Source organism: Saccharopolyspora sp. NPDC003752 (assembly GCF_053605825.1).
Window position 1 is genome coordinate 163,402 of the sequence record NZ_JBSGJZ010000010.1, and the last position, 19,969, is coordinate 183,370.

A 19,969-nucleotide genomic window follows, 5' to 3' on the forward strand; every position below is an offset into this window, starting at 1 on the left:
CTCGCTCCAGACGACGAGAAGGCAGAGACCATGACTGAGACCAGTTCGCCGACCGCCCCTGTTGTGGACGTGCTGTGCGTCGGCGCCGGATTCTCCGGCCTGTACGCCGCGTACAAGACCACCGAGAAGGGCTGGAGCTTCGCCGGATTCGAGACCGCTCCCAGCGTCGGCGGAACCTGGTACTGGAACACCTATCCCGGTGCCCGCTGCGACGTCGAAAGCGTCTACTACTCCTACTCCTTCAGCGAAGAACTCCAGCAGGAGTGGACCTGGAGCGAGCGCTTCGCCCCGCAGGCCGAGATTCTGGACTACATCAATCACGTAGCGGACCGGTTCGACCTCCGCCGGCACTTCCAGTTCAACACCCGGGTGGTCGCCGCGACCTGGTTGGCCGACGAGCATCTCTGGGAAGTCGCCCTCGGCTCCGGAGAGACCCGCCGAGGTCGTTACCTGCTCGCCGGCTCGGGCGGATTGTCGACGCCGAAGGACGTCGATGTGCCCGGGCAGGAGAACTTCACCGGGATCACGGTGTCCACCAGCCGCTGGAACATCTCCCTGGACGACCTCGCCGGCAAGCGCGTCGCCGTCATCGGCACCGGATCATCCGGCGTGCAGTGCATCCCGCTCATCGCAGAAGTCGCCGAGCGCCTCACCGTTTTCCAGCGCACCCCGAACTACGTCTTCCCCGCCCGCAACGCCCCGCTCGACGCCGAGACCGTCGAGAAGATCAAGAGCAACTACCCCGCCATCCGCGAAGAGTGCCGCCACTCCCCCGGCGGCATCCCGGATCGCCCGGTCACCGACCGCGCCTTCGACGTCTCCGCCGAAGAACGGCACGAGCGCTACGAGAGGGCCTACGAACGCAGCGGATTCCTCGGCGTTGGGGCAGAGTTCGCCGACCTGCTCCTGGACGCCGAGGCCAACGAGACCGCCGCGGAGTTCATGCGCGAGAAGATCCGCGAGATCGTCGCCGCCCCGGAGACGGCACGCGTCCTGGAGCCCCGGTACCACCCGCTGGGCGCCAAGCGCAGCTGCTTCGGCACCGACTACTACGAAACCTTCAACCGCCCCAACGTCTCCGTCGTCTCACTGCGCGACGAGCCCATCGAGACCATGACCGCCGACAGCATCATCACCAGCAACGACTCGTACCCTGTCGACGCCCTGGTGCTGGCAATCGGATTCGACGCTTTCACCGGCCCCCTGTTCGCGCTCAACATCACCACGCCGCAGGCGGGCAAGCTGCAAGACGCGTGGAGCGACGGAACCCGCACGCTGCTGGGGATCATGACCGCCGGATTCCCAAACTTCTTCATGATCGGCGGACCCCAGAGCCCCGCACTCGTCAGCAACGTCATCGTCACCATCGAGCAAGCCGTCGACTGGATCACCGGGCTGATCGCCCACGCCAAAACCCAAGGCGCCGAGGTCATCGAACCCACCGCCGAAGCCCAGGACGACTGGGTGGCCATCACCGAGAAAACAGTCGGCCAGACGCTGTACGCCACCACCGACTCCTGGTATCGCGGCTCGAACATCGCCGGCAAACCAACCACCTTCATGGGCTACGTCGGCGGCGTCGGCAAATACCGCCGCATGTGCACTGAGCTCGCCAAGCGCGGCTACCCCGGCATCAAGATCGATGGTCACGCTCCCGTACCCCGCATCGGCCGCATCGACGAGGAAATCGAATGAAGATCACCCTCCAGGCTCTCGGTCGTCGTCATCGTGGCGATAGACGGCGGCACCTCGCGCGCTACATGACCCGGGGCCTTTGCGGCCCCGTTCCCAAATGGACCCCGTGAAGGAGCAACGCCTTGTCGATGCGCAGCCCGTACCCGGACGTGGAGATTCCGGACGTCTCGTTGACCGAGTTCCTGTTCGCCGACGGCTTCGGGGACCGGGCCGACGCGCCCGCGTTCCTCGATGGGACCACCGGTGACCAGCTCACCTTCACCGAGTTCCGCGACCTCGTCGAGAAGATCGCCGGCGGACTCGCCGCCCGGGGCATCGGCAAGGGCGATGTCGTCGGCCTGTTCGCGCCGAACCTGCCGCAGTGGGCAGCATCGTTCCACGGAATCTTGCGCGCCAACGGCATCGTGACCAGCGCGAACTCGATGTACACCGCCGGTGAGCTGGTCCACCAGCTCACCGGCTCCGGCGCGAAGATGGTCATCACCGTCTCGTCGTTCCTCGACCGGGCCCTGCCCGCTGCGAAGGAGGCGGGGCTGTCCGCCGACGCAGTCCTGACCATTGACGCGACCGAGGGCCACGACTCGCTGGCCGACCTCGTGTCCTCCGGCGCCCCGGCCCCGGAGCTGATGACGATCGCGACGGACACCGCGGTGCTGCCCTTCTCCTCAGGCACCACCGGCTTGGCCAAGGGGGTGATCCTGTCCCACCGCAACCTGGTGGCGAACCTGCTCCAGGTCCAGGCGATGGGCTCCGTCACTGACCAGACGAAGATCATGGCGTTCCTGCCGTTCTTCCACATCTACGGCATGACTGTGATGATGAACCAGGGCCTGCACGCCCGCTCCACAGTCGTCACCATGCCGAAGTTCGACCTCGAGCAATTCCTGACGATCACGCAGAAGTACAGCGTCGACCGTCTCTACATCGCCCCGCCGGTCGCGGTCGCGCTGGCCAAGCACCCGATCGTCGACACCTACGACCTGTCCTGCGTGAAGACGATCTTCTCCGGCGCAGCCCCGCTGGATGGCGAGCTCGGCCGCGCCGTCGCCGAGCGGCTGCAATGCACGGTGCTGCAGGGCTACGGCATGACCGAGCTGTCCCCAGTGAGCCACTGCATGCCCGACGACCGCGGCGACCTGGACCTCAGCTCCTCAGGCTTCACGCTGCCCAATATCGAGTGCAAGCTCGTGGACCCGGAGACCGGTCAGGAGGTCGGCATCGGGGAGCGTGGCGAACTGTGGGTGAAGGGCCCGAACGTGATGGTCGGGTACCTCGACAACGCCGACGCGACCGACGCCACCAAGGATGCCGACGGCTACCTGCACACCGGCGACATCGCCGTCGTCGACGAAGAGGGCGTCTACTCGATTGTCGACCGGGTCAAGGAGCTGATCAAATACAAGGGCTACCAGGTGCCGCCCGCCGAGCTGGAGGCCCTGCTGCTCACCCACGACAAGATCGCCGATACCGCAGTGATCGGGGTGCGCGACGCCGACGGCGAGGAGGTGCCGAAGGCATTCGTCGTCAAGCAGGCCGCCGGTGCGGACCTTACCGAGGACGAGGTCATGGTGTTCGTCGCCGAGCGGGTCGCGCCGCACAAGAAGGTGCGGGTCGTCGAGTTCATCGAGCAGATCCCGAAGTCAGTGTCCGGGAAAATCCTGCGCAAGAATCTGCGCGCCAAGGGAAGCGACTAAGGGGTCGTTTCAGAATGCTGCTGTGGGGAGCTTGGCGGCGAGGACCATGCAGTGAGCGAGTTGGAGGAAGCCGTCATGCATGTCGTCGCGGGTTTCCCACCGGGTCCGGAGGCGGCGGGGACCGTGCAGCCATGCGATCGCTGCTTCAGCGACCCATCTCAGCTTCCCGAGGCCGGAACCGTGCTCGTCACCGCGCCGGGCGATGCACGGCGTGATGCCGTGTGCCCGAAGCCGATCGCGATAGGTGTCGTGGTCGTAGGCCCGGTCGGCGTAGAGCCGGCGAGGCTTGCGGTGGGCGTCCACGCAGGCCCTTCACCGGTGGGATGGCCTCGACCAGCGGCAGCAGTTGCGTGATGTCGTTACGGTTGCCACCGGTCAGCGACACCCGCAGCGGCGTTCCTTGTGCATCGGTGATGACGTGGTGCTTGGAGCCCGGCCGGCCTCGGTCAACCGGACTCGGACCGACTTTTGGGGACGATCGACCCCGTTTCGCCTGGATCTGCGAGGAATCAACCGTCGCACGGGAGAAGTCGAGCTGACCCGCGCCACGCAACTTTGCCAGTAGTACCTCCTGCAGCTCCTCCCACACCCCGGCGTGCTGCCACTCGGCCAACCGCCGCCAACACGTTGACCCCGAGCCGAATCCCAACTCCTGGGGAAGGAGCTCCCATTGGATGCCGGTGTAGAGCACGAACAAGATGCCCTGCACCGTCTTGCGGTCATCGATCCGACGCCGTCCTGGATACCGAAACCGACGCTCGTGCCGGGGCAGCAGCGGCTCGATCAACGCCCACAGCTCGTCACTGACCTCCCACGGCTTCGGGCGAGCCATCCCACGCTCCCAACGATCGAAACGTGATCAACTTCAGCCACCACCATGCCAGACAAAGATCATTATGCAACGACCCCTTAGGAGTACGGGCAAGGATCAGCCGTTGTCCTTGAAGCTGTGTTGCTCGCGGTGGTAGCGGAGGTACTTGGGGTTGATCTTGTGCGCCGTCTGGACCCTCCACACCAGGGCAGCGACGTTCCCCGCATAGCTGTACCGGGACAGGTAACCGTGTCCCGAAACCGAGCACCCGCTACAAGGGCCATGGGGGCTGTTCGGGCACACGTTGGGACACCCGACAGCACCTGTCCCGACCGTGCACCAGTCGGCCTTTTCACAGGTCACAAGGCAAGCCCGCCCGGCCCATCAAGGCGTCCCAGGCGGACTCCCGGCGAGACAGGCGGGACAGCGATATACCCCTGCCTCAACCAATTTCGGGAAGCACGAGCCGGGTGGATAGTGTGCAAGTCCCCCCTCGGACACAAAATCGCGTGAAATTTCCCCATCACAGCGAGTACTTGAACACCGTATCGCGGCGGCCCTTCTGCCGTCGCGATTTATGGTGTCTGCAGGGGTGTTGTCCCCTGATGTGCGCTGGTCACCGGGGTGGTGGCCATGAGTGAGCAGATCGTCACGGGCCTGGTGCCGCCCGTGGTCACCAACCATGACTCGCCGGCCGAGGTGAGAGGCGGGGAGTGCCGCGGTCTGCCTCTGCCGGTCATCACCCGACGCCGTGAGCTGCCGGTGATCTACGGCATGGTCCGGATGGACTCTCGTCCGGCCGGGTCTCGGCCAGACCGGTCTTGCACGCCCTGGAGTGGCAACCGGGTCAGAGCCTGACCATCCGGGTCGCCTCGGGAGCGGTCGTGCTGCAGCCCGATCCGGGCGGGATCCACCGGCTGCCCGGCACACCACAGATCATGATCCCGGCCACAGCCAGAGCTACTTGCGGCATCCACACCAGGGACTCGGTACTGCTGGTCGCCGACCCTCGGCGGGACATGCTGCTGGTCGACCCCCTGACCGCCGTGGACCAGGCCCTGGAGCAGCGTCACGCCATGGTGTGGGGTGGTGAGCCGGCATGACCGAGAACAAGATCACATCAGGAGCCGGCCCGGAGGAGATCGAAGCAGCGAAGCTACTGCTCGGACGCCTCGGCGTCTCCGTGGACGACCTCGTCAGCACCCCGTCCACGCGGCCGCTCGCTCCGACCTTCGCCGAGTACATCCCCAAAGTCGCTGACGCGGTCAGCGCCGGAACCCGGCGCGTCTACAGCTCCTACTGGAAACGCGTGGCAGCCGAGTGGGGCCAGCGGCGGCTGGACGAACCAACAGCACTGGAGATCAAACAGCTCGCCGAGAAGACCCGCAACCAGGTGGTCATCCGCCGCAACGCCCGCGGCGGACGCGGCGCCGCCGAACACCTCATCGCCGCCCTGCGTTGCCTCTACAACCACGCCGTGACCGACGAGCTGATCAGCGAGACCGACAACCCCGCCAAGAAAGTGCCCAAACCGCGCCGGTTGCCCACCACACGCCGCGGCCTGCCGGACTCCCCGCTCGAGGAGATCAACCACGTCGCCGCGACCACTGGTAACGATCCGGTGCTCGACAGCCTCATCCTCCGGCTGCACACCGAGACAGCCTGCCGCCGAGGCGGAGCACTGTCCCTCACACCCCGGGACCTGGACCCGGACCTCTGCCTGATCATGCTTCATGAGAAAGGCGAGACCGTCCGCTGGCAACCGGTCTCCCCCACCCTCATGACCCATCTCCGCGAGCACGCCGAACAACGCGCGCCGCCGCCTCAGGCGGACAGCTCCTGCGCTACGCCAACGGAACTCCCATCACCTACCGGCGCTACGACCACCTCTGGACCCGACTCGGCAAACACCTCCCCTGGGTCGCCACCCAACAGATCAGCATCCACTGGCTCCGCCACACCACCCTGAAATGGGTCGAACGCAACTTCGGCTACGCCGTGGCCCGCGCCTACGCCGGCCACACCGACAACAACAACGGCGACGGCGGAAGCACCACCACCTACACCCGAGCCGACATCCGCGAAATCGCCGCCGCACTCGCCGCCCTCACCGGAGAACCCCACCCACTAGCGGGCTAAAACCCAATAATCCGTGAAACGCCCAACCCGGGAGGCCTGGCGCCCAGCCAGGCCTCCCATTTCTGCCGGCGGCACCCGACACCACATTGCTCGTGGCCAGATCACTCGCTCCTCGAACATCCCAACCTCGCGCCCTTCAGAAACCACGAATCAGACGACCCGCCCCCAGCCCGTCAACCGGTGGGCACCGCGCCTGACGGTAGTTCAGGAATGAGCAATGGCCAGCGCACCGGATTCACGACTCCTGCTCCAGACTTCGACCACGGCCACGCCCGGCTGCGCCACGTCCTGGAGACTGGCCGTGGCGTCCCACCGGCGGGCCGCCATAGCTGCCACACGACTCACGGCCCGTTTCGCCACCGCGATCCAGGGTTGGTGCGGCTGAACCGCCCATTTTTTGTGATGCAACCCTGGCTCAGGGGCATGTCGACGTTGAATCCGGACTCACTCTCAGTCCTGGGCGCATGTAGGCGTGCGGCGCGTGTGGATATGGACGCCTCCGCGTGCTCGGCCGTGGGCGAGGTCGGCGGCGCGCAGACAGCAGCGCACCCACATGTTGAGCTGCATTTCCTTGGCCAGCCGCGCTCGTGCGTAGAGCAGATTCACCAGCCGGGTGCTGGGGCGCGCCCAGGCTTCGATCTCGAATCGAACCGCCTTTCCCTCCGGCCGGGCGCGGAACTCGATCTGCCCGGCTTCGAGGTGCCCCCGCAGCGTCACCATCCGAAACGAAGCGTCCTCGCAGGCCACAACCCGGACCGGCGCATTCCACGGCCCCGGCATCCGGACCACGAGCTCGTCACCGACCCGCAGACCACCTTCCCTACCTCGGGTTCGCTGCACCGTCGCGACCTCGCGCGGGAAGGCTCGGTTGAGATCAGTCATGACCACCGCCATCAACGTGGGGGCGTCGAGGTCGCCGGCCTCGATCCGCACGCTGAAGGTGCGGTGGAACAGCTGACCAGTCCCATCACCGACCAGCTGGCAGTGCTCGTCGATGAGGCCATCAGGCAACGCAGGGGGCAGGTCCAACTCATCTCCGCACTCCTCGCTCCGGTGCAGCGGCGTGATCTGCCACAGGTAGCGCCACGAGATCAAAGCCATGCCAAGCAGCAAACGCGCCACCGCGAGCGCACGGCGGACGAAAGAACCCTTGGACGCCACAACGGCGCTCCTTTCGCGTGGATTGCCCGGGCCGGGCATGCTCGTGTCATGCCCCGAAACGCCAGCGATGACACGGGGAGGACCAGTGGTCGTTCGGACACTGCACCAGGTCGGGCTGCGCAGCACCCATCTGCAGGTGCTGTCGCTGGGGTCGGTTCTGCTGTGCTTGGGCCTGTGGATCAGGGCCAAGACCGTCGACGAGGAACAGCGCGGCAACGCCGAACGCCGAGCCCTGTTCACCGGTTTGTGGCCACCAACGCTGTGGTTGATTGGTGCTTCACTGCACGAACTCGAACGAAGTCGCGATGCGCGCTCGACTGCTCCGCGGCGTTGACTACGCCTCAGCTCTGGGGAACTTGCGGCACCGCAAGGTGAACTTCACCGCTGAGCAAATCCAACCGCCGGAATGGCACTTCGACACCTACCGCCAATACCTCGCGCGCGAACGACCAGGCCCGCCGGAGCCCGGCGGCGCTTGGGAGATCGCCTGCCGATTCGTCCGGGACTACGAGTTCTCGGTGCCTACGCTCGTCCGTGCCGTCTACGACGGCCGCGACCCCCTGCTGGGGCGGGACATGCTCCTCGAAGGGCGCTTCCACGGGTTGCGCTTCTACATGGGCGTGCGTGTGACCCATGTGGTCGACGAGACGCGTGGCGGCTCCCAGCAGGTGTGGGGCTGGGCTTACACGACGCTCGAAGGCCACCTCGAGCGCGGCAGAATGAGCTACGAACTCGTCAAGGACCTGGAGTCCGGCAAGGTCGAGTTCGTGATCACCGGCTTCTCACAACGCTCGCCCGCCCTGGGCCCGATCACCCGGCTGGGCTGGTTGCTGTTCGGCCGCCGGACCCAGCTGCGCTTCTACCGCCAGTGCGGCGCACGCCTACGCAGGCTGGTGCAAGACCGCCTCACAGGCGCCACCGCAGCGGCGACCGTCCTGCACGAGGGAGACCTGGTGCTTGCGCCCTCCGGCATCCACCCCACCGCTGGCGATCTGCTTACCGTGCGGTGGCACCATCCGGGTATCTGAACATCACGAGGCGCCGGAGAGGTCCAGCATTGCGAAGATCCACCGCCGCAGGTGGAAGTGGTCCACCGACTGCGCCCGCGCTGGGGTCACATCCGAGGTGCTCTCCACGGAGAAGGCAAGTGAAGGCGTACAGCAAGCAGATCCCGCTTCCGCATTCGAGTACCGGTGCTCGAAGATGAGGTGACGACGCGCCTTGGGGCCGCCGAGCGGCGCGCTTGACCCCGAAGAACGAACTTAGATCACGAAAAAAAGGGTCTTCACTGGCTGCGACCTGCGAAGACCCTTTTGACTGTCGGACTGACAGGAGTTGAACCTGCGACCCTTGACTCCGAACTGTCCATAAGAGACAGTGACCAGAGTAAACCGAGAAACCCCAGGCCAGCGGTGGAAATATCCAGAACTCGCAGCTGTACCTGACTGTCACGTCATCATGGCCAGCAGAGTCGTTTCAGACATGAATTTCACCCTCGCCACCGTTCGATAACAGACACAGGTTCCCTCGGAGAAGTCGGGTCATCCATCGCCCGACCACTACCCGTTGTGCAGTAATCGAAACGAGCTCGTCGATCGGATGCCGACAAGTCGTCATCGACTGAGTGGTCGGACTCGGCCTGATCGCTGCTTCTGCAGGCGATGGTACCTTTCCGGTTTCTGACGAGGTTTTCGGACGGGAACAGTCCGCATGCTCGCCAGGCTCATCCAGGTGGGCGGGGACTGCCCAAGGTCGTCTGGCTACGTGCTTCTCCAAGTCTTAAAGTCGGGTCCCTGCGTCTGCTTCGACTGTCACTCAAGGTGACGATCACACCGTAGTCGCCATGTGCGGACGGAATCACCGAAGAACTCGAAAGGCATTGATCGGCACCGATTTGAGGCACGAGCGCACGGAGAGCTGTAGATCACCTGAGGAGTAGGAATGTTCTTCCACGTCCAGCGAATGATCAACGAGATCGTGCCCGACGAACCGGACCCGGCCGCAGCCAACGCCCTCCAGGAGGGCTTGGGAGGTCAGTTCGGTGAAATGCGAACGATGATGCAGTACCTGTTCCAGAGCTTCAACTTCCGTGGCGCGGACGCCAAGCCTTACCGGGACCTCTTGTACGGAATCGGTACCGAAGAGATCAGCCACGTGGAACTGATCGCGACCACGATCGCTCGGCTGACCGACGGTTCACCGCGCTACAACGGCGCGAAAACGGATCCGCTGGATCAACCAGCTGCCGGTGGTGGTACGCCGCTGTCCAACGCGTTGTCCGAGGGGAACATCCACCACTTTCTCGTCGGTGCCCAGGGCGCGCTGCCGGTCGACGCGGTCGGAAACCCCTGGTCCGGGTCCTACATCTACAACAGCGGTAACCTGGTGCTCGATCTGCTGTACAACCTGATGCTCGAGTCCACTGGGCGGCTGCAGAAGTGCCGCATCTATGAGATGAGTTCCAACAGAACCCTGCGTTCGACGGTGGCGTACCTGATCGTGCGCGACCAGGCGCACGAGAACGCCTATGCCAAGGCGCTGGAAAGCCTCGGGGTCAACTGGGGCAAGACGCTGCCGATCCCGAAGACCAGCGCCGAACGCTACCCAGAAGTCGCAACGCTGCTGGAACGTGGCCTGCACAACAAGCAATACACCTTCAACCTCGACAACCTTTCCGAGGCGGCGAAGGTGTTTCAAGGCAGCTCCCCCTCCGCACGGGACGGCGAAGTCCTACGAATGGCACAAGCTCCCGAAGGCGTCGCCATGGACATAGCCCCGGAGCGACCGGAGGAGTTCAGCCCCGGACTCGATCCGGAACTCGTCGAACTCATCCAGGCCACCGCCGAGATGGAAGTCGCAGCCGCCGACGAGCCAGTCCGCTACGGACCGGCGTGAGGGAGTGATCCGAAGACGCGCGGGCATCGCCTGTGGGCGACCGATCTGCTCCCGAGGGCGTGCGTCTCCCCTGCCCCATCCAGACGACCACCTGGTCAGCCAGCGACCCCGAACTCCAGCAGGGTGCGGGACTTCGCCACCGGCACGGTGTCCCGCAGCAGTCTAAGTAAAGCCTGTCCCGTAATGATCAAGGTTTGGTGGTGGGTAAGGAATGGGGCCCTTGCCGGGGCGGCTGGTGTTCAGTGGGTCATGGCAAGGTTGCGCATGAGGGCCACACCTCGCGCCGCGAAACACCACGACGCCGGACCTCTCGGTGAATTTCCTGCCATCAGGTGACCCGATACCTCGGTAGTTCCTCTCGCGTCGCGCATCGCCTCCCGCAGCTGCTGTTGTCGAGGGCCGGGAGGCCTGCTCCTGCTCCACCCCGCCCACGAATACAACGTTTCTGCCGCACCAGCACCAGGCGGATGCTTCAACGCGCCTGCGTCGCCTGCATGCGTTGACACGACGGCGGTAGCGAGGAACAGCTCAGCCCTTCACCGCGCCCATGGTGAACCCCGCGACGAACTTGTCCAGGAAGAGGTTGAACACGAGCGCTATCGGCACCGCAACCAGCACGGTGGCCGCCTGCAGTGACTGCCAAAAGAACACGTCACCCCGGACCAGCTGGGTCGGCACGCCGGTGCTCACCGGCATCTGGTCGGTCGGCGCCACGAACGCCAGGGCGTAGATGAACTCGCTTGCGGCGAGGGTAAAGGCGAACACCACCACCGCCACGACGCCGGGGAACAGCAGTGGCAGCACCGCCCGCACGAATCCACCCACCCGGCTGTAGCCATCGACCATCGCCTGCTCCTCGATGTCCTTCGGGATCGCCTTGAGGAATCCCATCAGCAGCCACACCGACACGGGGATCGTGATCGTCGGGTAAACAAGGACCAGCGACCAAGTGGAGTCCTGCAGGCCGAAGGCCACCACGACCCGCCCCAGCGACAGGAAGAGCAAGCTCGGCGGAACCAGGTAAACGAGGAAAATTCCGATTGCCATCGGAGTCGCCCAGCGCAGGCCGAAACGGGCCAGCGCATACGCCGCGGGCAGGCTCAACGCCAGCGTGATCGCCACCACGAGAAGGCCGGACCACAGCGTGTTCCAGGCAAAAGTGACGAAGGCGGTGTCAGTGAACAGGTATCCAACGTGGTCGGGCGTGGGCGGACGGTTGAACACGAACGGGTTGTTCTGCGGGTTGTAGAGGTCGCGGTTCTGCTTGAACGCGGTCACCACGCTCCATAGGAAGGGCCCGGCACACACCAATGCGCCGAGGATCGCTGCGGCGTAGACGCCGATCCGGGACGCGAGGCGCCGACGCGCATAGCGCCGGCGCAGCCCGGCTGCTCCGGCGGTCATCACAGCACCTCCAACCTGCGCACCGCCCGCAAAATCGCGATCGCCGCAGCCAACAGCAGCGGGAAGAGGAACAGCGCGATCGCCGCACCCTGTGCAACGTCGCCGCCCTCGATGCCCCGGTAGAACGCCCAGCTGGCCAGCACCTGGGTGGAGTCGTTCGGTCCGCCGCGGGTGAGCACCCGGACCACCGCCATGTCCGTGAAGGTGAAAATGGCGCCGAACAGCGCCGCCACCGCGACGATCGGCAGCACCAGCGGAACTGTGACCTCGAACATCCGCCGCCAGAAGCCCGCTCCGTCGACGCGCGCGGCCTCCTCAATTTCCCTCGGGATCGCCAGCAGGCCGACCATAGTGATGACGGCGGCCAACGGTGTGAGCCGCCAAACGTGAACCGCGATCACTGACAGCATGGCCAGCCCAGGCTGGCCCAGCCAGTACATGTTCTGCGCGGGGCCGAGAGCACCGAACTGCCGCAGCACCCAGTCGATCGGCGAGTAGATGGAGTCGAGCAACCACAGCCAGGAGATCGACGACAGTGCCACCGGTGTCGTCCAGGGCAGCAGGACCAGCAGACGCACCAGCCACTTGCCGCGGAAGTCGGCCACGAGGATGTTGGCCAGCACCTTGCCGAGCACGACGATGAGGACCATCGACACTGCGGTGAACACCACGGTGTTGCTCAACGAGCGCCAGAAAACCGGATCGGCGAAGGTGTGTTCGAAGTTGCGGGCGCCGGCGAAGTCGAACGACGTGTCGCCGGTAGTCACATCGGATACGGCGAGCGCGATGGCCAGGACGAACGGAAGGCCGATGAGGGCGACGATGTAGACGACGCTGGGCAGCAGGAACAGCCACGCCAGCAGCCCTTCCCGGTCTGCGAGGCGACGTGCGGAGCGTGCGGCGACCACCTCAACCTCCCAGTCGCAGCGGCGACCGCCGCAGGCCGCTGTCCGCGTCGAAGAACCGCACTCGAGCGGTGTCCACGGCGAAATCGTGGGTCCGGCCGGGCACCAGTTCGGTGTCCACAGTGGCGGGTAGACGGGCGACCACGCGGGTCGGCTCACCGATTCGCGCCACGGTGCCGTAGACGTGCCGATCGCCGGAGAGGTGCTCGATCCGCTCGACGGTCAGCGGGACGTTCATCCGGTCGACCGCTCGGACCTCCCCCGCCGGCAGTAGGTGTTCCGGGCGGAAACCGAGCAGCACTCCGTCGCGTGGCACGAGGTTCATCGGCGGCGAGCCGATGAACGTGGCCACGAAAGTCGACGCAGGATCGTCGTACACCTCCACCGGCGGGCCGACCTGGCAAACCGTGCCGTTGTCCAGCACGACGATGCGGTCGCCAAGTCCCATCGCCTCGGCTTGGTCGTGGGTGACGTAGATCGTGGTAGTGCCGATCTCCCGCTGGAACCGCCGGAGCTCGTCGCGTGCACTGGCGCGCAGCTTGGCGTCCAAGTTCGACAGCGGCTCGTCGAGCAGGAACACGTACGGTTCCCGCACCAGCGCTCGAGCGAGTGCGACGCGTTGTCGCTCACCACCGGAGAGCTGGCGGGGTTTGCGGCCGAGCAGCCCCTGGATGCCGAGCAGTTCGGCCGCCCACCGGGCCTTGGCCTCCCGTTCCGCTCTGCCCATCCCGACCGCCTTGAGCGGGAAGACGATGTTGGCGAGCACGGTCTTGTGCGGGTAGAGCGCGTAGCTCTGAAACACCATGGCGATCCTCCGGAAGCGCGGCGGAAAGCCGGTGACGACCTCATTCTCGATCAGCACGTCACCGCTGGTGGGCTGCTCCAACCCCGCGATCATGCGCAGCAGCGTTGTCTTTCCGCACCCCGACGGGCCAAGCAGCACCAGGTACTCGCCGTCGGTGGCCGCCAGGTCGACGCCGTCGATGGCGTGCACCCGGCCGGCGTCGAAGTGCTTGACCAGTTTCCGAACCTCCACGACGGCCACGGCTCAACCTCCGACCAGGCCTGCACGCCGCCACTTCTCGAAGATCGCCCTGACCTGGGTGTCCGCCTCCGTCACTGACTGCTGGGGGCTTACGTCGCCGCGCGCTGCGCGCGCGAACATGTTCGGGATCACGAAGGTGCTGAACGTCTCCCCGACAGCTGTGCTCGACGGGCCGGGGTGGCCGATGTTGGTGCTCCAATCGGTGGCGTGGGACAAGAACTTCAGCTTGTCCGGCGGCCGGGCGCCGAACGGGTCGGCTGCAAGCCAACCGTCCAGGTTCGGGGTCAGCCGCGGCCACGCGCACAGGTCGTACATCTGGGAGTGGTACGTCGCCGACGCGAAGTTCGCGGTGTAGTGCAGGAGGAATTCCTTCGCCGCGTCCGCGCCAGGGCCGTACTGCGGAATCACCCAGTTGTACATGACGTGTTGCGCCGCGAGCGCAGTCCTCGGGCCCCGAAGCGCAGGCACGAAGAAGGTGTCGTCGAACACCGCTGGGTTCGCTCCCTGGGCGGTGCGCCAAGCCGAAATCGAGTTGACGATGTAAGACAGCTTCCCCGCGACCAGCCCCTGGTTGTTGCTCGCCGCGTTCCAGGAGAACACCTCGGGCGTCATCGCCTGCTGATAGAGGCGGCTCATGTACTCCACGGCCGCGACGGCCTCAGGGCTGTTGAGCACGACCCGCTGCTGCGCGTCCTGCTCCGAAGCGCCATAGGACCACATCAGAGCCCGCAGGACCATGTTGGAGTCGATCTCCTGGGAAAGACCGAGACCGAGTTGTATCCCGGCCCGCCGTTTGATCTCAGCGGCGCCCGTGAGCAAGTCGTCCCAGGTCGAGGGGCCCTGCGGCATGCCGACCTGCTGCCACAGCGACCGGCGGTAGTTCCCGGGGTCGGGTGCCCATCCCGGCGAGTAGGCGAAGAACCGCCCAGTAGTCGGGTTGAACGTCGACTTGCGGCACAGCTCCAGCTGCGGGCCCCAGCGCCGCACCGCCTCGTCGGTGAGGTCCCGGAGATCGAGCATGCTCGGTTCGAACTGGGACAGTGGTGCGATGTACTGGATGAGGTCGTGGCCCTGCCGGGCCTGCACCTCTGCTGCGATGCGCGTCGGAATCTGCGCCTGGTCGATGTGGTCGACGGTGACGTTGACGCCGACCTTGCCACCCCAGTTCCGGGCAAAGGTGTCGAACCATTGGTCATGGCTGGGGATGAAGTGGCTCCACAGCAGGACCCGGAGATCACCGGACAACCGGCGGGAGGGCTCGGTGAACGTCTCCTGCGGAGCCGCGCGTGTGTCCGTCGGTCCCGGCGCCTCTTCGCGTGCGCACGCGCCCGCCAACGCCAGGACCGCGGCGACCCGGAGCACGTCGCGCCGCCCGTATGTTCCGGAGGAAAATCCAGATGACTCAGCGGCCATAGTTGACTCCTCCCCTCAAGGAGTCCCACGCACAGTAAACTCCCGCGCGACGGATCCCACTACCGATGCCACCCGAGTACTCACCGTCATATTCCCCGGGCCGATCGACTGAGACACCGACAGAGGCGCGCACGACGGCGGCTGTGGCCGCCTGCTGAAGCGGCGCGAGGTGCTCGCGGTGCATCGAGTCGTACGGCCCAGGTATGGTCACCGGGCGGCCGGCGCGCAGCGACGCGAGGACACGGTCGGCCGAGAGTGGTTCGACGCCGACCAGCCGCGGCTTGGCGCTCGCCTCGGGGCGGCGGTAGTGGCGAACGGTCGCCGCCGCGAGCGCGCCCACGCCCATCGGCACCACGACGACGTCAGGTGGGCCCGCGCCACGTTCGTGGAGCGCATCGTCGACCTCCCAGAAGATCGTCGACTATCCCTCGATCACCCACCACGGAATGCGCTGGTAGCCCGGCCACGAGGTGTCGGACACCACGATGCAGCCGTCCGGGGCGTCCTCCGCCGAGCGCCGGACTGCATCGTCGTAATCGCCGTCGACCACGGTGACCGCCGCGTCCTCCGATTCGATGGCCTCGATTCGCGCGGCGATCATCGTAGCCAGCACGTACACGCGCGCCGTCAGGCCGAGAAGGCGGGCCATACGGGCGACGGCGAGCCCGTGGTTACCGTCGGTGGCCGCCGCCAGCGTCATCGGCGCCAGCGTGCTCACCCAGCGACGGAGCTCGTCGATGTCGCTCCACGACGGCTCGGCACCCAGCCGGTCGCACAGCGCGCAGTAGACCGCGTAGGAGGCGCCGAGGATCTTGAACGACTGCAAACCCAGCCGCGAGCTTTCGTCCTTCACCCACAGCCAGCCAACTCCGAGACGCTCGGCGAGCGACGGGACCTCCAACAGCGGCGTGCGAGCGTAACCCGGGAGCCGCCGATGCAGCCGCAGCGGACCCCGGTCGACGGCGATGCCCTCGATGACAGGAACTGAGCGGCGATTGATCAGCAGCCGAAGTAACCCGTGGTCGCAACGGTCTGTTCCTCCACGGTGAACGGCGACACCACCTTCGGCAGCCGACTCCCCATGCCCAGCCCCTTGTCCCTGATCCAGTTCGACTGGACCAGGTTGAGCGCGCCGCCCGCCCCGGCGAACGCGATCGCGCCGAGCAGCGTCGCCGCCGGGATCGCAAGCCCTTGCCGATCGCCAGCCAGCCGTCCGGCCCGAGCAGCACCAGCGCGGCGTAGATCAGGAATAGCACGATCAAGCCGACCAGAAAGAACTGGATCTTCTCACCGCCGTCCCCTCGCGTTTCCGGACGGGAGCCGGTTGCCGCCAGCTCCGCAGCGGTTGCACCATCGAAGGCGGAGCCGCCACGTGGGAGGCGCGATGCGCAACGGGGACGCCAACAGCCAGGTGCCGGACCGGTTCGGCCGGTGGTTGCGGGACTTGCGGATCTCTGTCACAGATCGGTGCAACTTCCGCTGCCGGTACTGCATGCCCCGGGAGGTCTTCGGGGCGGACCACCTGTTCCTGGACCGTTCGGAGCTGCTCACCTTCGAGGAGATCACCAGGCTGGCGCGCGTCTTCGCCCGCCAGGGCGTGCACAAGATCCGGCTGACCGGCGGGGAACCGCTGCTGCGTCGGCAACTCGACCAGCTCGTCGGAATGTTGGCGGAGGTCGACGGCATCGACGACATCGCGCTGACCACGAACGGTTCGTTGCTGGCGGCGCAGGCACGAGGCCTGCGCGATGCGGGCCTGTCCAGGGTGACGGTAAGCCTAGATTCGCTGGACGCGGAGCGGTTCGCGCGGATCAGCGACACCCGGGTGCCGCTTTCCCAGGTACTGCGCGGCATCGCCGCCGCCGAGGAGGCGGGTCTGGCCCCGATCAAGATCAACACCGTGGTCAAGCGCGGTATGAACGACGGCTCTGACGTCCTCGAGTTGGCTGGGTTCGGCCGCGAGCACGGTTACTTCGTGCGGTTCATCGAATACATGGATGTGGGCACCACCAACGGCTGGCGGATGACCGACGTCGTACCCGCCCGCGAGATCGTCGACCGTCTACACGTCGCGTGGCCCCTCGAGCCCGCGGACCCCGACTACACCGGCGAAGTGGCCCGGCGCTACCGCTACCTCGACGGCGGCGAGGTCGGCATCATCGCCTCGGTGACCGAGCCGTTCTGCCGCACCTGCACCCGGGCCCGCCTGTCCGCGCAGGGCGAGCTGTTCACCTGCCTCTTCGCGTCCAGCGGCCACGATCTGCGCGCGTTGCTGCGCGGCGGGACCGACGACGCCGAACTGGAAAGCCACATTCAGACGCTCTGGGGACGACGCACCGACAGGTACTCCGAACTTCGCACGACCGAAAGCACCCGCGCCCGCAAGGTCGAGATGTCCTACATCGGCGGCTGATTTCCCTTACTCTGCACCAGCGTGCGGCGGTTGGCAGTCGCAGTGAAGACCTGCTCCCGGCTGAGCGCATCCTTCCGGTTTCGCCGGTCGGGTGCGGGGGCGTTTTCTGTTCGGCGCCTGGGCCTGCTGCACGATGCGGGTGGTCTGGTTACCTGGGTTTAACGCCCACTCCCTTGACGTCACCTTCGGTCGCTCGCGAAACTCTCCGTGCATGCCCGCTGACCTGCTGTAACAGGGGCGGTGTGTGGGCCTGGTGAGACGTCGGGGGTCTTGCCGGGATTCGGGGAAGGGACGCGGGTGACCGTCGGGGGTCACCCGCCCCATTACGCAAGGGGGCTTGCGTGCACCAAGAAGACCAGAGTTGCCACGGATCAGCGAGGCGAAGCACCCCTGTCTGGGTCTCCCGCCGCCGGGCACACACCGTAGGAGCCCTACGGCGCTCGATCGACCTGGAGAAGCGCGCTGCTTCGCGTCAATTTGAACCGGCGCAATCCACCGAGGCTGCAATCCCCCTCCCTCGCATTGATGATGACGCGTCCCGGTGACCGGGGCGGAGGCGTGTTCGTCGTTGGTGATCGGCCCGCGACCGCCGGGGCTCGTGACGTTGTGCCCTGCCACGCAGGCGAAGGGTGTTTCAGGATCAGCCGTGCCGGCAACCGGCGCTGGCTTGCCCGGGGCGGAAGGGCTCGCCACACCCGTCCTGGGCCGGCTCGGAGCCGGTCCGCACCGGCGGGCCACGATTCTCGCCACGCTGGCGATCGTCGTCGTCGGCAGCGCGCTCACCGTGCTGCCGCTGCCGTTCGCCTGGCTGCTCGTGGGCAGAGCAGCCCAAGGCGTCGGACTCGGTCTCACGGCGCTGATGATGGGCGTGGCCCGCGACCATCTTCCCGAGGAGCGCAGCGCGGCCACGATCGCCCTGATCTCAGTGGTCTCCATCATCGGAGCCGGCGTCGGCTAGCCGCTGGCCGCGCTGCTCGCCGAGTTCGGCGGACTGCGGGCCGCCTACGGCCTCGGCCTGCTCGTCACCGCCATCGCCTTCGTGACCGCGTGGCGCTCCATGCCCGCAGCTCCCGAAGGCCGCTCCGCCCACGTGAACGTGGCCGGTGCGCTCGTCCTGGCGGGTGGACTGTTCCTCGTCCTGTTCCTGGCCGGCGAGAGGAGCCTGTGGAGCCGACACCTCGCCGTGGCGGTGACCCTTGCTGTCGCCGCCGTACTCCTGCTCTGCGTCTGGACCGTTTCCGAACTGCGAACCAAGACGCCCCTGGTCGACGTCCGGGCGGTACGGCGCCCGGCGGTCGCCGGGGCGAACCTCGCCATGTTCGTCGGCGGGAGCGGCATGTACCTCCTGCTCACGCTCGTCACCCGCTACGCGCAGACGCCGCACGGCGCCGGCTACGGCTTCGGACTGACCACCTTCGTGGCGGGGCTGGTCCTCATTGACGATGACCAGCCTCGCCCTCGCCCACCGACGCTCACCCGAGACCAATCCGATCACAGCCCCATCCGGTTGATCGACGTCGTCCCCGTCGGCTCGCTGACCCACAGCGCGCCGGTGATGGATCTGAGTATGTTTCTGATGATCAATTCCGAACACAGGAGGAACCGTGGCCAAGGGCTACTGGGTCAGCGTCTACCCCACCATCACAGACCCTGAGGGGCTTGATGTCTACAACGAACTGGCCGGTCTGGCCGTCAAGGCCGCAGGCGGGCGGGTGCTCGCCAGCATCGGCAGCCGGGTCGTCGCACACGAAGCCGGAATCGCCGAGCGCGTTGTCCTGATCGAGTTCGACAGCTTCGAACAGGCGGTCACCGCATACGAGAGTGCGGCCTACCAGCAGGCGCTGGCCGAACTCCCCGACGGCTTCGAGCGCGACTTCCGCATCATCGAAGGCCTCGACTGACGATCGAGGCTGCGTCGGCGACGAACACGATGCCGGCTGCGGGGATCACCCCGGCTCGTCCGCGCGCCGCACCGTCGCGAACAGCGCCAGGCCAGTGGCATCGGCAGTGATGTCCAGTCCGGCGACGGTTCCCGGCGGCGCGGCGGCACGGACGTCGGCCTCGATGTCGGCGGGGGTGCGTTCGACGAGGTTCCAGCGGCCGATGTGGGTCATCAGGGCGGCGTAGGGGTTCGGGGTCGCGATGTTGGAGAAGTAGAACGCGCCTCCGGGGCGGCACAGGCGGGACAGGGTGGTGCGGATCAGGGCTCGGGCGAAGCGTTCTTCTCGCCCCTCCGTCCCCAGATGCACCCGCAACAGCACCGGGTGCCGTTCAGCCGGCTCGCTCCGCTGGAACCGACAGCAGTCGCGTGACCACGGCCACCGCCGGCACGACCACTGCCGGGAGCACACATCACACCAAGCCTGGCCGGGACCGGCCGGGTCCCCCCTAGTA

General features: G+C 66.4%; 20 protein-coding genes and 1 pseudogene. 12 read left to right on the top strand and 9 right to left on the bottom strand.

Annotated elements, in window-relative coordinates; translation table 11 throughout:
- The first annotated feature begins 30 nt into the window (after positions 1-30).
- A complete protein-coding gene (locus tag ACWEV3_RS15855; protein WP_452614567.1) occupies positions 31-1,695 on the top strand; it encodes a flavin-containing monooxygenase in 1,665 nt (554 codons plus the stop codon).
- Between the two features lie 128 nt (positions 1,696-1,823).
- The gene (locus tag ACWEV3_RS15860; protein WP_452614646.1) at positions 1,824-3,389 is read left to right on the top strand and encodes an AMP-binding protein; all 1,566 of its coding nucleotides are present in this window, start codon (positions 1,824-1,826) and stop codon (positions 3,387-3,389) included.
- A 9-nt stretch (positions 3,390-3,398) separates the two neighbouring features.
- Here the strand turns inward: ACWEV3_RS15860 and ACWEV3_RS15865 are convergent.
- A protein-coding gene (locus tag ACWEV3_RS15865; RefSeq protein ID WP_452614568.1) for an IS5 family transposase occupies positions 3,399-4,221 on the bottom strand; the annotation gives its coding sequence in 2 pieces (ribosomal slippage) (positions 3,399-3,681 and positions 3,680-4,221; 825 coding nt in all).
- An 800-nt stretch (positions 4,222-5,021) separates the two neighbouring features.
- On the opposite strand from ACWEV3_RS15865, the gene ACWEV3_RS15870 reads away from it, so the two are divergent.
- Genes ACWEV3_RS15870 through ACWEV3_RS15880 form a run of 3 tightly spaced genes read left to right on the top strand, consistent with a single transcriptional unit; the run spans position 5,022 to position 6,339 of the window.
- Positions 5,022-5,303, top strand: a complete 282-nt coding sequence (locus tag ACWEV3_RS15870) for a hypothetical protein (RefSeq protein ID WP_452614569.1) — start codon at positions 5,022-5,024, stop codon at positions 5,301-5,303.
- Positions 5,300-6,169, top strand: coding sequence for a site-specific integrase (locus ACWEV3_RS15875; RefSeq protein ID WP_452614570.1), 870 nt, complete (start codon positions 5,300-5,302; stop codon positions 6,167-6,169). The genes ACWEV3_RS15870 and ACWEV3_RS15875 overlap by 4 nt, the downstream gene beginning before the upstream one ends.
- A gap of 29 nt (positions 6,170-6,198) precedes the next feature.
- Positions 6,199-6,339, top strand: a complete 141-nt coding sequence (locus ACWEV3_RS15880) for a hypothetical protein (protein WP_452614571.1) — start codon at positions 6,199-6,201, stop codon at positions 6,337-6,339.
- 450 nt (positions 6,340-6,789) lie between these two features.
- Here the strand turns inward: ACWEV3_RS15880 and ACWEV3_RS15885 are convergent, their stop codons facing one another.
- Entirely contained in the window at positions 6,790-7,500 is a 711-nt protein-coding gene (locus tag ACWEV3_RS15885) for a DUF1990 family protein (protein ID WP_452614572.1), read from the bottom strand.
- Between the two features lie 85 nt (positions 7,501-7,585).
- Between ACWEV3_RS15885 and ACWEV3_RS15890 the strand changes: the two genes are divergently transcribed.
- The 3 genes from ACWEV3_RS15890 to ACWEV3_RS15900 all read left to right on the top strand — a co-directional run bounded on the left by ACWEV3_RS15890 (position 7,586) and on the right by ACWEV3_RS15900 (position 10,395).
- Positions 7,586-7,834 (top strand): hypothetical protein, encoded by a 249-nt coding sequence (locus ACWEV3_RS15890; RefSeq protein ID WP_452614573.1) that lies wholly within the window; start codon positions 7,586-7,588, stop codon positions 7,832-7,834.
- Between the two features lie 37 nt (positions 7,835-7,871).
- The gene (locus ACWEV3_RS15895) at positions 7,872-8,528 is read left to right on the top strand and encodes a DUF1990 family protein (RefSeq protein ID WP_452614574.1); all 657 of its coding nucleotides are present in this window, start codon (positions 7,872-7,874) and stop codon (positions 8,526-8,528) included.
- Between the two features lie 913 nt (positions 8,529-9,441).
- Positions 9,442-10,395, top strand: a complete 954-nt coding sequence (locus ACWEV3_RS15900) for a manganese catalase family protein (protein WP_452614575.1) — start codon at positions 9,442-9,444, stop codon at positions 10,393-10,395.
- 528 nt (positions 10,396-10,923) lie between these two features.
- On the opposite strand, the gene ACWEV3_RS15905 is transcribed toward ACWEV3_RS15900, so the two are convergent.
- The 6 genes and pseudogenes from ACWEV3_RS15905 to ACWEV3_RS15930 all read right to left on the bottom strand — a co-directional run bounded on the left by ACWEV3_RS15905 (position 10,924) and on the right by ACWEV3_RS15930 (position 16,413).
- The gene (locus tag ACWEV3_RS15905) at positions 10,924-11,799 is read right to left on the bottom strand and encodes a carbohydrate ABC transporter permease (protein WP_452614576.1); all 876 of its coding nucleotides are present in this window, start codon (positions 11,797-11,799) and stop codon (positions 10,924-10,926) included.
- Positions 11,799-12,707: a carbohydrate ABC transporter permease gene (locus ACWEV3_RS15910; RefSeq protein ID WP_452614577.1), complete on the bottom strand. Its 909-nt coding sequence runs from the start codon at positions 12,705-12,707 to the stop codon at positions 11,799-11,801. Before ACWEV3_RS15910 ends, ACWEV3_RS15905 begins: the two co-directional genes overlap by 1 nt.
- A gap of 1 nt (position 12,708) precedes the next feature.
- Positions 12,709-13,749, bottom strand: coding sequence for an ABC transporter ATP-binding protein (locus tag ACWEV3_RS15915; protein ID WP_452614578.1), 1,041 nt, complete (start codon positions 13,747-13,749; stop codon positions 12,709-12,711).
- Between the two features lie 3 nt (positions 13,750-13,752).
- On the bottom strand, positions 13,753-15,162 hold the full coding sequence (locus ACWEV3_RS15920) for an ABC transporter substrate-binding protein (protein ID WP_452614579.1): 1,410 nt from the start codon (positions 15,160-15,162) through the stop codon (positions 13,753-13,755).
- Positions 15,152-16,270 (bottom strand): annotated as a pseudogene (locus tag ACWEV3_RS15925) (pyridoxal-phosphate dependent enzyme). Before ACWEV3_RS15925 ends, ACWEV3_RS15920 begins: the two are co-directional and overlap by 11 nt.
- Positions 16,162-16,413: an Nramp family divalent metal transporter gene (locus ACWEV3_RS15930; RefSeq protein ID WP_452614647.1), complete on the bottom strand. Its 252-nt coding sequence runs from the start codon at positions 16,411-16,413 to the stop codon at positions 16,162-16,164. The pseudogene ACWEV3_RS15925 and the gene ACWEV3_RS15930 overlap by 109 nt, the downstream one beginning before the upstream one ends.
- 133 nt (positions 16,414-16,546) lie before the next feature.
- Here ACWEV3_RS15930 and moaA point away from each other — a divergent pair, with 133 nt between their 5' ends.
- The 4 genes from moaA to ACWEV3_RS15950 all read left to right on the top strand — a co-directional run bounded on the left by moaA (position 16,547) and on the right by ACWEV3_RS15950 (position 19,476).
- Positions 16,547-17,575 carry a GTP 3',8-cyclase MoaA gene (gene moaA / locus ACWEV3_RS15935; protein WP_452614580.1) on the top strand — a complete coding sequence of 343 codons (1,029 nt, stop codon included), beginning with the start codon at positions 16,547-16,549 and terminating at the stop codon, positions 17,573-17,575.
- 646 nt (positions 17,576-18,221) lie between these two features.
- Positions 18,222-18,533: a hypothetical protein gene (locus ACWEV3_RS15940; protein WP_452614581.1), complete on the top strand. Its 312-nt coding sequence runs from the start codon at positions 18,222-18,224 to the stop codon at positions 18,531-18,533.
- A gap of 81 nt (positions 18,534-18,614) precedes the next feature.
- Positions 18,615-19,229, top strand: coding sequence for a hypothetical protein (locus ACWEV3_RS15945; RefSeq protein ID WP_452614582.1), 615 nt, complete (start codon positions 18,615-18,617; stop codon positions 19,227-19,229).
- Positions 19,180-19,476, top strand: coding sequence for a DUF1330 domain-containing protein (locus ACWEV3_RS15950; protein ID WP_452614583.1), 297 nt, complete (start codon positions 19,180-19,182; stop codon positions 19,474-19,476). The genes ACWEV3_RS15945 and ACWEV3_RS15950 overlap by 50 nt, the downstream gene beginning before the upstream one ends.
- A 45-nt stretch (positions 19,477-19,521) precedes the next feature.
- Here the strand turns inward: ACWEV3_RS15950 and ACWEV3_RS15955 are convergent, their stop codons facing one another.
- Entirely contained in the window at positions 19,522-19,824 is a 303-nt protein-coding gene (locus ACWEV3_RS15955) for a hypothetical protein (protein ID WP_452614584.1), read from the bottom strand.
- Between the last annotated feature and the right edge of the window lie 145 nt (positions 19,825-19,969).